The organism is Aliiroseovarius sediminilitoris, assembly GCF_900109955.1.
Classification (GTDB): Bacteria; Pseudomonadota; Alphaproteobacteria; order Rhodobacterales; family Rhodobacteraceae; genus Aliiroseovarius; species Aliiroseovarius sediminilitoris.
Genome location: NZ_FOJB01000001.1, coordinates 2092087 through 2104299 on the forward strand (window position 1 = coordinate 2092087; position 12213 = coordinate 2104299).

Genomic DNA, 12213 nt, shown 5'->3' on the forward strand with positions numbered 1-12213 from the left:
AACAGATATTGGCATTCCCGGCTGGCTCACCTAAAACCCTTGCAAACAGGTGGTAAAAGGAACACGCGCATGGCAACCGGCAAGACATCCCGCACTTTCGGCTGGATCCTGATGGGTCTGGTGATGGTGGGGCTCGTGGGGTTTGGCTCGACCAATTTCGGCGGCTCGGTCCGCACGGTTGCTACCGTGGGCGACACCGAAGTGGATGCCAACCGGTATCTGCGCGAGTTGCAATCGGAAATGAATGCCTTTCAGGCTGAAACCGGACAGCGTCTGACCATGGAAATGGCGCGCGGCTTTGGGCTGGATCAGCAAGTGTTGGCGCGTGTCATCGCCACAGCCGCGCTGGAGAATGAAACTGCACGGTTGGGTATTTCGGTCGGCGATGCGCAGTTGCGCGACCGGATCGTCGATATTCCGGCCTTCAAAGGCGTCGATGGAAAGTTTGACCGCGAGGGCTATACATTCGCGTTGGAGCAATCGGGGCTGACCGCGTCCGAGTTCGAAAAAAGTCTGCGCGACGAGGTCAGTCGCCAGATTTTACAAGCCGCAGTGGTCAATGGTGTGGCGACCCAGCCTGTCTATGTGGATACGCTTTATGGATATGCACGCGAGACACGTGATTTCACTTGGGCGACGCTTCCGATGGATCAGCTGACCACCCCGGTGCCGATCCCGACCGAGGACGAGTTGACCGCCTATTACGACGCACGCCCACAGGATTTCACGCTGCCGGAAACCAAGGTTATCACCTATGCATGGATGAACCCGGAAGATGTCATCCCGACAATCACGGTGGACGAAGCGCAAATTCGCGCGCTGTATGACGAGCGTGCTTCTGAATATCTGGTGCCGGAACGCAGGATGGTCGAGCGGTTGGTGTTCGGCACCACCGAGGACGCTCAGGCTGCCGCTGATGCGATCGCAGCGGGTGAAAAAACATTCGAAGACCTTGTGGCCGAACGCAATCTGCAACTGTCCGATATTGATCTTGGCGACCTGCCGAAAGACGAACTCGACGCGGCTGGCGACGCGGTGTTTGCGCTGACCGAGCCAGGCGTAACGGGGCCGCATGACAGCGACTTTGGCCCTGCCCTGTTTCGCATGAACGCAATTCTTGAAGCGCGCGAGACGAGCTATGAGGAGGTGCGCGAAGACCTGCATGGCGAATTGGCCGCAGATGCGGCACGTCGTCTGATCAGCAACATGGTGACTGAGCTTGACGACCAGATCGCCGGTGGCGCAACGATTGAGGAGATTGCGAAAAGCAACAATATGCGTGTGGGCACGTTGAATTGGACCGCCGGGGACAGCGAAGGCATTGCCGCCTATGACGCCTTCCGCGAGGCTGCTGAGGCGGTCACGACGGACGATTTTCCCGCGATCACGCTTTTGGAGGATGGCGGCGTCTTTGCGCTGCGACTGGACGCGCTTCAGGCCCCTCGCTTGCAAGAGCAGTCGGAAGTGGCCGAGGCTGTTCGGGCGGGGTGGGAAGCTGAAAAGAAGCTGACACTTTTGGCAGAACAGGCACGTGGGCTTATCCCACAGCTTGAGGGAGGGGAAACTCTGTCCTCGCTCGGCCTGACCGAAGTGATTGAAGAAGGGCAGACGCGCGACGCCTTTGTCGAAGGCACACCTGCGGATTTCATGGCTGTCGTGTTCGAGATGGAACAGGGCGACTGGCGCGTGCTGGAATCGGATGACAGCGTGGTTTTGGTCCGATTGGACGCGGTGCAAGCCGCTGATCAGGATAGCGAAGATGCAAAGGCACTGAAAGCGAGTTTCGCCGCCAGCACAGCGCAGGAAATCGCCTTGGATGTGGAAAACGCCTTTGCCCGCGCCGTTCAGGCCCGCGCCGGGATCGAGTTGAATCGCGCCGTCATCAACGCTGTAAACGCACAGTTCCAGTGACCCGCAAACAAGCGACCGGAAAGGAAACCTGATGGCTCTGACACCCTCGTTTGAGGATTTCGAAGCCGGTTGGAACGCCGGACGGAACCAAGTGCTCTACACCCGTCTGGCGGCCGATCTGGACACGCCGGTCAGCCTGATGTTGAAACTGACCGAGGCGCGGCGGGACAGTTTCATGTTGGAAAGCGTGACCGGAGGTGAAGTCCGGGGGCGGTATTCCATCGTCGGGATGAAGCCGGATCTGATCTGGGAGTGCCGGGGCGATCGCGCGCGGATCAACCGGCAGGCGCGGTTTGACGCCGAGGCGTTTGAGGATATGGCTGGCGACCCGCTGGACGCGTTGCGCGCGGTATTGGCGGAAAGCCGGGTTGACCTGCCCGCCGACCTGCCCGCCGCATCCGCCGGCCTGTTTGGCTATCTGGGCTATGACATGATCCGACTTGTCGAGCATCTGCCAGACGTGAACCCCGACCCGCTTGGCCTGCCCGATGCGATGATGATGCGTCCGTCGGTGGTGGCCGTGCTGGATGGGGTCAAAGGCGACGTCACGCTTGTGTCGCCTGCCTTTGTGGACAGCGGCCTGTCGGCCAAGGCGGCCTATGCTCAGGCCGCCGAACGGGTGATGGACGCGTTGCGCGATCTGGACCGGGCCGCCCCCGCCGAAACACGCAATCTGGGCGAGGCGCGCGAACTTGGGCCCTTGGTGTCAAATTTCTCTAAGGCCGATTATCTGGCAGCGGTGGAAACAGCCAAGGATTATATCCGCGCCGGTGATATTTTTCAGGTTGTGCCCAGCCAGCGCTGGACACAGAATTTTCCCTTGCCCCCGTTTGCGCTCTATCGCAGCCTGCGCCGCACGAACCCGTCGCCTTTCATGTTCTATTTCAACTTTGGCGGCTTTCAGGTGGTGGGTGCGTCGCCGGAAATTCTGGTGCGCGTCTTTGACCGCGAAGTGACAATCCGCCCGATCGCCGGCACCCGCCCGCGCGGCACCACACCCGAGGAAGACAAGGCCTATGAGTCCGATCTGATGGCCGATCAGAAAGAGCTGGCCGAGCATCTGATGCTCTTGGATCTGGGGCGCAATGATGTGGGGCGTGTGGCCAAGATCGGCACGGTGCGCCCGACCGAAGAGTTCATCATCGAACGCTACAGCCACGTGATGCATATCGTGTCCAACGTGGTGGGCGAATTGCACGAGGATCAGGACGCATTGTCGGCGTTTTTCGCCGGAATGCCCGCCGGGACGGTTTCCGGAGCGCCAAAGGTGCGCGCGATGGAGATCATCGACGAATTGGAGCCGGAAAAGCGCGGCGTCTATGGCGGCGGCGTGGGGTATTTCAGCGCGGGTGGTGACATGGATATGTGTATCGCCTTGCGCACCGCCGTAGTGAAGGATGAGAAGCTCTATATTCAGGCCGGGGGGGGCGTCGTCTATGACAGCGACCCGATGGCGGAGTATGTAGAGACGGTGAACAAATCAAAAGCCATCCGGCGGGCGGCGGAAGATGCCGCGATGTTCACGGGTGGGGGAAACGGGTAAGGGCTGAGGGAAAGGGGCGTTGCCCCTCTGCGCGATGCGCATTCACCCCAGGATATTTGTTGCCAGAAGAAACAACAGCTCAGTTGCCCAGCATCCATGTGCCATCGGGCCAGAAGGCGTGAAAGGCAAAGGCGAACAGCACGTCATGGGGTACATCGCGACCCTGTGAGTCCCGCACGCGAATGGTGCCGACATCGCGGCCTTTGGCAATGCGCGCCGTGTCCAAAGCCGACGCTTGACCAGAGGTCCAGCTGATCGTCAGCCCGGCCTCGTCGATCCGGCCTGCCTTGGACAGGCGCGCCACTGGCCACGCGCGTTCACCAACACGAACGACGCGAGCCAGTGCAGGCACACCGTGAGGGGGGTTTTCGCCTGAAAAGAATGGGTATGGGCGGCTTCGGCTGTCATAGCCTGCATATGGGTTCTGGCCATATGGACGGCTTGCCGCGGGCTGATCCATGACCAATCCATCGGGGTTGCGCTTGGCGAATTCGGCCCAGCTTTCCATCCAGGCCGGAAGCTGTTCCAGCTGCGATCCGGTGTGTAGTCCTACGATTCCTTCCCCAATGGCTTGTTGCCACCAGCTTTCGGTCTGGTGGTCATACATCACCATGTCCGAGTTTCTGAGCTTGCCCGTCACGCCGAAAGTCAGGGTCTGGCCCGCCACGCGGCGATCGAACACCAAGCCCGAGTTGCACAAGGGGCAAAAGGTCACGGCCACCGGAACCCCGCCGACGCGGTCATTCACGATCTCGTGCCAGGTCAGGTATCGCAGTGGATAGGCGCGGGGCGCGGCACCCTTCAATTCAAGCGTCAGCACTGGTTCGCGCGCACCCAGGCGCGTTTCGTCCCCGACATTCACGAATTTCGGGTCAGTCAACGCCGGGATGCCGTCGCGACCGGGCCCGCCGGACAGAATCTCGGACCAATCGTCGACATTTGTTCGGGTGAAATCGGTTTTTGGAAACTCGGAGACCCAGTTTTTCGGTTCGGCGCGCAATTCATGCGCCCAAAGACCAAGACTGATGGTGAGCACCGTCAGGATGATACGCATGGGGCCTCTCTTTCATGGGACTGTCCGAAGCTATCCTGACAGAGAAAGATGAGGCCCCATAGCCCCCTTCACAGGGGTTTGAGCGATCGTGCGCTGCGGTCAGTCGACCACGCGCGCTTCGGTGATCACATCGGGCTGGCTGGTGACAGCGCCATTCTGCCCCTCGCCACGTTTGATGGCATGGACCACATCCATGCCTTGGGTCACTTGGCCCACGACCGTATACTTTCCGTCGAGAAAGGGCCCAGGGGCGAACATGATGAAGAACTGACTGTTGGCAGAGTTCGGATTTTGCGACCGGGCCATGCCGACGGTGCCTTCCACGAAAGGAACCTCCGAGAACTCGGCCGGCAGATCGGGATAGCGCGATCCCCCCATCCCGGCACGGCTGGCATCATTGGTATCGACACGGCCAAATTCCACGTCGCCGGTCTGAGCCATGAAACCGTCGATCACCCGGTGAAACACCACATCGTCGTAAGCGCCTTCACGGGCCAGTTGGGCGATCCGTTCAACATGTTTCGGGGCCAGGTCGGGACGCAGCGTGATCACCACTGTGCCCTGTGCCTGCCCTGCGATGGACAGCTCCAGTTTGGGGGCATCACTCAACGCCGACAAATCAACTTCGGCCGGTTCACGTGGCCAGAGGGTATAGATCGCGTAGCCCACGACCATCGTAACGCCGGCGAGGAATGCGATCCAGAAGATCGTCCTGTCACGTTTGCCGTAGTCTTCAGACATCTGCCGCCACCTTGACCGAGATCATAACATCAGGCTCTGCTGGTGGCTCTCCACGGGTGATGGCGTCCACATGTTCCATGCCCGATGTAACGCGGCCATAGACAGTGTATTGTCCGTTCAGGAAATGGTTGTCCTTGAAGTTGATGAAAAACTGGCTGTTGGCCGAATTGGGGTTTTGCGATCTGGCGGCACCCAATGTCCCACGATCATGGGGCAGTTTCGAAAACTCGGCAGGCAGGTCGGGAAGCGACGAGCCGCCAGTGCCCGCACGGCGCAGGGTCATGGGGTCTTTGCCATTGGCCACGTCACCGGTTTGGGCCATGAAGCCTTCGATCACGCGGTGAAAGACAACGCCGTCATATTCGCCGGCACGGGCCAGTTCCTTCATCCGCTCGCTGTGTTTTGGGGCCACATCGGGCAGAAGTTCGATCACCACTGTGCCGCCTTTCAGCTCCATCACGATGGTGTTTTCGGGGTCTTTGTAATCGGCCATCTGGGCCTCCTTCCGGTTCGTCTGTTGGGTCTGCATTCGCGGGCCAACCTATGCCCCCACGGGGCAAGATGAAAGAGGCGACAGGCGCATTTTCATCACCATACCCGTTGACCCCGACCGGCTTTTGATGTGCAACTGCCCCGTAGCTGATGGAGGGACCAATGGCCTGGAAAACACTCGACGATATGGATCTGGACGGCAAGGTTGTGCTGACGCGCGTGGATATCAACGTGCCGGTCGAGGATGGGAAGGTCACGGATGACACCCGCATCCAACGTATCCTGCCGACGATACGCGATATTCTGGACGCTGGCGGCAAACCGGTCCTGCTGGCGCATTTCGGACGTCCCAAAGGTCAACGCGTGCCGGAAATGTCTTTGTCCGTGGTGCAACCGGCGCTGGAGGCTGCTTTGGGCAGCCCGGTCAAATTCGCCGAGGACTGCATCGGTGGCCCGGCCAAAAAGGCCGTCGCGGCGTTGCAGAGCGGCGAGGTTCTGTTGCTTGAGAATACGCGATTCCACGAGGGCGAAACCAAGAATGACGGTCTTTTCGCGGCATCACTGGCTGCACTTGGGAATGTCTATTGCAACGACGCGTTCTCGGCAGCGCACCGGGCGCACGCCTCGACCGAGGCATTGGCCCATTTGCTACCGTCTTGTGCAGGCCGGCTGATGCAGGCCGAACTGTCGGCGCTTGAATCCGCTTTGGGCGATCCCGAACGCCCACTGGTCGCAGTTGTTGGTGGGGCCAAAGTTTCCACGAAACTCGACCTGTTGGGCAATCTGGTGGGCAAGGTGAACCAATTGATCATCGGGGGGGGCATGGCCAACACGTTCCTTGCCGCGCAAGGGATTGATGTGGGCAAATCGTTGGCCGAACATGACATGGCCGATACCGCACGCGACATTCTTGCAAAAGCCGAGGATGAAGGCTGCGAAATCATCCTGCCTTCGGATGTTGTCGTGGCCCGTGAATTTGCGGCGGGTGCGGCAAATGAAACGGTTGCCGCGGATGCCTGCCCGCAGGATGCGATGATTCTTGACGCGGGGCCGGACACAGTGGCCCGCATCGCCGAAGTGTTTGACGCCGCAAAAACGCTGCTCTGGAACGGCCCGCTTGGCGCGTTCGAGATCGAACCGTTTGATGCCGCCACCAATGCGGCCGCCAAGAAAGCCGCCGAACTATCGGCTGCGGGGCATCTTGTATCAGTCGCAGGAGGCGGCGACACGGTCGCCGCGCTGAACAAAGCCGATGCCGCCAAGGATTTCACCTATATCTCGACCGCAGGCGGTGCATTTCTGGAGTGGATGGAAGGCAAAGAGCTTCCTGGCGTGGCGGCTCTTTCCGAATAAACCGCTGAATTAACTTAGTTTTGAACCCCGCGCCACCACTGGCGGCGGGGTTTTCTTTTGCCTGATTTCTTGGCTTGACTATATTCTGAGTGTTTTAGTAGGTTATGGATATCAGCCAGTTGCCAACGCGACCAGCCGGAGAACTGCGAGCGACAAATGCTCATCCGACAGGAGCGCAACAATGACCACCCCTTTCGAAGGCCCGCAACTGGCTCGAACCGACATTCCAACCCCGCTGCCCATCCTGCCAGGCCTGCGATCGCTGGCCACATGGATCGAAGCCTGCCTTGAAGGAGACCACAGATGACCGCCCCCCTGCCCGCCTCGGCTTTTGACACGGCAAGCCAGACCACGCCGCCCAAGCACGACGCATTGGACCTGACCGGATATGGCAAGAAGGCTCAAATCGTGCTGAACAACATGGTCTATACCCTGACGATCACGCGTGCGGGCAAGTTGATTTTGACGAAATAACCTGTGCAATGGCGCGTGCCTGGCTGCGATCCCGCGCGCCTCATTCCCTGCGCGCCAAAGCTGGGGGCAAGGTCCACGACCGTTTCATTCCGCCTTGCCCCCAACCTGATCTGACCGCCGCAATGTGAATTCTTCTTGTCTTCGTTAGCGCCAGCACAATTGCATGGTCCGGGCCAGTCCCCTAGAACAGGGGATACTCACCGGATTGAGACAGGACCGACATGCCAAACCAAGCACAAATGAATAAGATCAAAGCCAGACAGGGCTTTATTGCAGCACTTGACCAGTCGGGCGGCTCGACGCCGAAGGCTTTGCGCCTTTATGGCATCGAGGAAGATGCCTACTCCAGTGAGGCCGAGATGTTTGACCTGATCCACGCCATGCGCACACGTATCGCGCAGGCCCCGGCTTTCTCCGGTGACAAGGTGATTGGCGCGATCCTGTTTGAAATGACAATGGACCGCGAGATCGCAGGGAAACCCACCGCAACCTATATGTGGGAAGAGCGCGGCGTTGTGCCCTTCCTGAAGGTCGACAAGGGGCTGGCTAACGAAGAAAACGGCGTGCAACTGATGAAACCGATGCCCGATCTGGATGCGCTTTGCGCGCGCGCCGTGAAGGCGGGCGTGTTCGGCACCAAGATGCGCTCGGTCATCAATGCGGCCAACGCCGATGGCATCAGGGCCAATGTCGCGCAGCAATTCGACGTCGCAAAACAAATCATGACCCACGGTCTGGTGCCGATCATCGAGCCCGAGATCAACATCTCGATCTCGGACAAGGCGGCAGCGGAGGATCTGTTGCTGACCGAGTTGAAATCGCAACTCGACGCGCTTTCAGATGATCAAACTGTGATGCTGAAGCTGACCCTGCCCGAGACGCCGAACCAATACAGATCACTTGTGGATCACCCGCGCATTGCTGCCGTCGTGGCCCTGTCGGGCGGTTACAGCCGGGCCGAAGCCAATGCGCGGCTGAGCCAGAACACCGGTATGATCGCCAGTTTCTCACGCGCCCTGACCGAAGGACTGTCGGTCCAACAATCAGACGCAGAGTTCAACGCGACCATCGCGGACACGATCGACAGCATCTATCAGGCCTCGATCGCGGGCTGATCCAGCGACAAGTCGTGCATTGCGCCCGTGGCTCACGCTGCGGGCGTTTGCGTTTGAAATCCACCAGACCAGGTGCCGCCCGACCGCGTTCTGCATTTTCCGTAAAACCCTGCATACGCGTTTGGGAAGTGTAAGAGTAAGTGAACCGGTGAAAAGGCGCGTTCCATGGCCAGCACCCTTCTTGGCGGTGTCTCGATCAACGAGGTTCAAATTGATCGCGGGAGAGCCGGCCATCAAAGCCGCTTTTGATCTCGCGCCAGCATCGCATTCTGTTTGAGGGAAAGATCGCCCAACGCATGTTCGGCACAAGTCAGATACTGGCCGCCGCAAAAGACCTTGCGGGATGCGAGGGCATCAGGGTGCTTCGCCCGGACACCGGCTTTTGCTATCTCCACGTTCTGTTGGATGATCACCAAATCCTGAACGCAAACCGTATCGCAGCCGAAAGCCTGTATCTGGGATCGGAAGCCATGACGACCCTGCCCTTGCCCAAAAAAACCGCACGGTGATTCGATTTGGGATTCACAACACGAATCACCTGTGTCATAGTGCCTTTGCACCGTCCGAAAAGAGACGGGCAAGAGGCAGTACATACAGACAGGAAGCCTATGGGCGCACCTCGTGCACAAGCTGGTTTTGGTGGGGCGATCTACTTCATAGTGATCGTGGGTCTTGGCCTTTACTTCACCTTTGCCAGTGTGCAGGGCGACTTTGGACTGTTCCGTCGCGTGCAAATCGAGGCTGAGACGCAAGCGCTTGTCAAAGAGCGTGATGTGCTCTCGGCCGAGATTGCTGCCCTGTCCAACAAGACACATCGTTTGTCCGACGACTATCTGGATCTGGATTTGCTGGACGAGCAGGCCCGGTCGGTGCTGGGTATGGTGCGCGGGGACGAGGTTGTTCTGCGCTGAACGTCGTTAACCGGAATGGCAATCACTGTCGATCTTTCAACTCCACTACTGGAAAGCTGAACGGGTTTGCGGCCATGCGCGTGGTGCAAGGCTGCCATCCTGTCGCAACGTCAAGTTTTTGTCGACCGGAAAGCGCAGTTTCTGTATAAGATAGTTTAATACTAAACTACCGCCCATGCACCAGTTGACGCCAAGAGGAGGACGCCAAATGGCAGCCCGCAAAAGCGCCCAGAAAAAACCCGCAAAATCAAATACATCTAAAGAAGATCTTCTGAATCACTATCGCGAGATGCTGCTGATCCGTCGATTCGAGGAAAAAGCCGGCCAGTTATACGGCATGGGTCTGATTGGCGGGTTCTGTCACTTGTATATTGGTCAGGAAGCCGTTGTCGTCGGTTTGGAAGCGGCCGCGAAGGAAGGCGACAAGCGTCTGACCTCCTATCGCGACCACGGCCACATGCTGGCCTGCGGGATGGACCCCAAGGGCGTGATGGCCGAGCTGACAGGCCGCGAAGGTGGCTATTCCAAGGGCAAGGGCGGGTCGATGCACATGTTTTCGACCGAAAAGCACTTCTATGGCGGCCACGGCATTGTGGGGGCGCAAGTGCCGATTGGCACAGGCCTGGCCTTTGCTGACAAATACATGGAAAACGGCGGTGTGACCTTCACCTATTTCGGCGATGGGGCAGCCAACCAGGGGCAGGTTTACGAAAGCTTCAACATGGCGTCGCTGTGGCAGTTGCCTGTGGTCTATGTTGTTGAAAACAACCAATATGCCATGGGCACGTCGATGCAGCGGTCCAGTTCGACCCCTGACATCTATAAACGCGGTGAAGCGTTCGGCATCCCTGGTGAAGCGGTCGATGGGATGGACGTGCTGGCGGTGAAAGAGGCCGGACTGCGCGCCACCGAACACTGCCGCTCTGGCAATGGTCCCTATATCCTTGAGATGAAGACCTACCGCTATCGCGGCCACTCGATGTCTGACCCGGCCAAGTATCGCACCCGCGAAGAAGTGCAGAAAATCCGCGAAGAACGCGATGCGATCGAACATGTTCGCGAATTGCTTTTGCAGGGCAAACACGCATCCGAGGACGAGTTGAAGGCGATCGACAAGGAAATCAAGAACATCGTCAACGAATCCGCCGAGTTCGCCAAGAACAGCCCGGAACCCGCTCTGGAAGAGCTGTGGACCGACATTTACGCCTGACCCGGACAGAGGAGAGAAAAGAATGGCCACTGAAGTATTGATGCCCGCCCTGTCCCCCACGATGGAAGAGGGAACATTGGCAAAATGGCTCGTAAAAGAGGGGGATGAGGTCGCATCGGGTGACATCATCGCCGAGATTGAAACCGACAAGGCCACGATGGAATTCGAAGCCGTGGACGAAGGCATCATCGGCAAGATCCTTGTCGAAGAAGGCACCGAGGGCGTGAAAGTGAACACCCCGATCGCCGTCCTGATCGAAGAGGGTGAAAGCGCGGATGACATTGCCGCCCCTGCTGCGGATGATGACGCGACGGACGGCGCTCCGAAAGAGACGAGCGCTTCTGACCATGACAAGGCTGCCGCGCAGCCGATCAAGCGAAGTGCGCCACCCGAAACGGACATTCCCGAAGGCACGGAAATGCGCGCGACCACCGTGCGCGAAGCGTTGCGTGACGCGATGGCCGAGGAAATGCGCGCGGACGACACCGTGTTCCTGATGGGCGAAGAAGTGGCCGAGTATCAGGGGGCTTACAAGATCAGCCAGGGCCTGTTGGACGAGTTCGGTGCCAAGCGCGTGATTGACACCCCGATCACCGAGCATGGCTTTACCGGGCTTGCGACTGGCGCTGCGATGGGTGGGTTGAAACCGATTGTCGAATTCATGACTTTCAACTTCGCCATGCAGGCCATCGACCACATCATCAATACAGCCGCGAAAACGCGTTATATGTCGGGTGGACAGATGTCTTGCCCGATCGTGTTCCGTGGCGCCAACGGGGCCGCCGCCCGTGTGGCCGCCCAGCACAGCCAGGATTACGCCGCATGGTATGCACAGATTCCCGGCCTGCATGTGGCGATGCCCTATTCGGCAGCGGACGCCAAGGGGCTGCTGAAATCCGCGATCCGTGATGAAAACCCGGTGGTCTTCCTGGAGAACGAACTGCTCTATGGGCAGAGCTTTGACGTGCCGATGATGGATGACTACACCGTGCCCTTCGGCAAGGCACGGATCTGGCGCGAGGGCGATGACGTGACCATTGTCAGCTTCGGCATCGGCATGAAATACGCACTCGAAGCCGCAGACGCGCTGGCCGAAGACGGCATCTCTGCCGAGGTGATCGACCTGCGCACGCTGCGTCCGCTGGACTATGACACGGTGATCAACTCGGTCATGAAAACCAACCGTTGCATCACGGTGGAAGAAGGCTGGCCGGTCTGCTCGATCGGCAACCACCTGTCGGCAACCATCATGGAACGCGCGTTCGATTATCTGGATGCGCCCGTGATCAACCTGACCGGCAAGGACGTGCCCATGCCCTATGCCGCCAACCTTGAAAAGCTCGCGCTTGTGACCACGAAAGAGGTCATTGATGCCGCCAAAGCCGTAACCTATCGTTAAGGAGACACTG

At 59.0% G+C, this 12213-nt stretch carries 12 protein-coding genes and 1 pseudogene; 10 read left to right on the plus strand and 3 right to left on the minus strand.

The features are described 5' to 3' along the window. Window positions 1–69 precede the first annotated feature (69 nt). Window positions 70–1911: a SurA N-terminal domain-containing protein gene (locus BMY55_RS10310; protein WP_091430436.1), complete on the plus strand. Its 1842-nt coding sequence runs from the start codon at window positions 70–72 to the stop codon at window positions 1909–1911. Between the two features lie 31 nt (window positions 1912–1942). Continuing rightward, window positions 1943–3454, plus strand: a complete 1512-nt coding sequence (gene trpE, locus BMY55_RS10315; protein WP_091430438.1) for an anthranilate synthase component I — start codon at window positions 1943–1945, stop codon at window positions 3452–3454. Window positions 3455–3533: 79 nt separating this feature from the next. Here the strand turns inward: trpE and BMY55_RS10320 are convergent, their stop codons facing one another. From BMY55_RS10320 to BMY55_RS10330, 3 genes are all read right to left on the minus strand, one after another. Continuing rightward, complete coding sequence (locus BMY55_RS10320; RefSeq protein WP_091430440.1) at window positions 3534–4508, minus strand: DUF3179 domain-containing protein; 975 nt, start codon at window positions 4506–4508, stop codon at window positions 3534–3536. Window positions 4509–4607: 99 nt separating this feature from the next. After that, complete coding sequence (locus tag BMY55_RS10325; RefSeq protein WP_245744712.1) at window positions 4608–5249, minus strand: peptidylprolyl isomerase; 642 nt, start codon at window positions 5247–5249, stop codon at window positions 4608–4610. Beyond that, window positions 5242–5742 carry a peptidylprolyl isomerase gene (locus BMY55_RS10330; RefSeq protein ID WP_091432366.1) on the minus strand — a complete coding sequence of 167 codons (501 nt, stop codon included), beginning with the start codon at window positions 5740–5742 and terminating at the stop codon, window positions 5242–5244. The genes BMY55_RS10325 and BMY55_RS10330 overlap by 8 nt, the downstream gene beginning before the upstream one ends. A gap of 161 nt (window positions 5743–5903) precedes the next feature. Here BMY55_RS10330 and BMY55_RS10335 point away from each other — a divergent pair, with 161 nt between their 5' ends. The 8 genes and pseudogenes from BMY55_RS10335 to BMY55_RS10365 all read left to right on the plus strand — a co-directional run bounded on the left by BMY55_RS10335 (window position 5904) and on the right by BMY55_RS10365 (window position 12203). Next, entirely contained in the window at window positions 5904–7094 is a 1191-nt protein-coding gene (locus BMY55_RS10335) for a phosphoglycerate kinase (protein ID WP_091430441.1), read from the plus strand. A gap of 181 nt (window positions 7095–7275) precedes the next feature. Then, complete coding sequence (locus tag BMY55_RS17165) at window positions 7276–7401, plus strand: hypothetical protein (protein ID WP_281242449.1); 126 nt, start codon at window positions 7276–7278, stop codon at window positions 7399–7401. Continuing rightward, a complete protein-coding gene (gene hemP, locus BMY55_RS10340; protein WP_091430443.1) occupies window positions 7398–7568 on the plus strand; it encodes a hemin uptake protein HemP in 171 nt (56 codons plus the stop codon). The genes BMY55_RS17165 and hemP overlap by 4 nt, the downstream gene beginning before the upstream one ends. 239 nt (window positions 7569–7807) lie before the next feature. After that, window positions 7808–8683: a fructose bisphosphate aldolase gene (locus tag BMY55_RS10345; RefSeq protein WP_245744713.1), complete on the plus strand. Its 876-nt coding sequence runs from the start codon at window positions 7808–7810 to the stop codon at window positions 8681–8683. 236 nt (window positions 8684–8919) lie between these two features. Next, window positions 8920–9192 (plus strand): annotated as a pseudogene (locus tag BMY55_RS10350) (Hint domain-containing protein); the annotation flags it as partial. Between the two features lie 99 nt (window positions 9193–9291). After that, entirely contained in the window at window positions 9292–9594 is a 303-nt protein-coding gene (locus tag BMY55_RS10355; RefSeq protein ID WP_091430448.1) for an FtsB family cell division protein, read from the plus strand. Between the two features lie 208 nt (window positions 9595–9802). Next, a complete protein-coding gene (gene pdhA, locus BMY55_RS10360; protein WP_091430450.1) occupies window positions 9803–10804 on the plus strand; it encodes a pyruvate dehydrogenase (acetyl-transferring) E1 component subunit alpha in 1002 nt (333 codons plus the stop codon). A gap of 22 nt (window positions 10805–10826) precedes the next feature. Beyond that, window positions 10827–12203, plus strand: coding sequence for a pyruvate dehydrogenase complex E1 component subunit beta (locus BMY55_RS10365; RefSeq protein ID WP_091430452.1), 1377 nt, complete (start codon window positions 10827–10829; stop codon window positions 12201–12203). Window positions 12204–12213 lie beyond the last annotated feature (10 nt).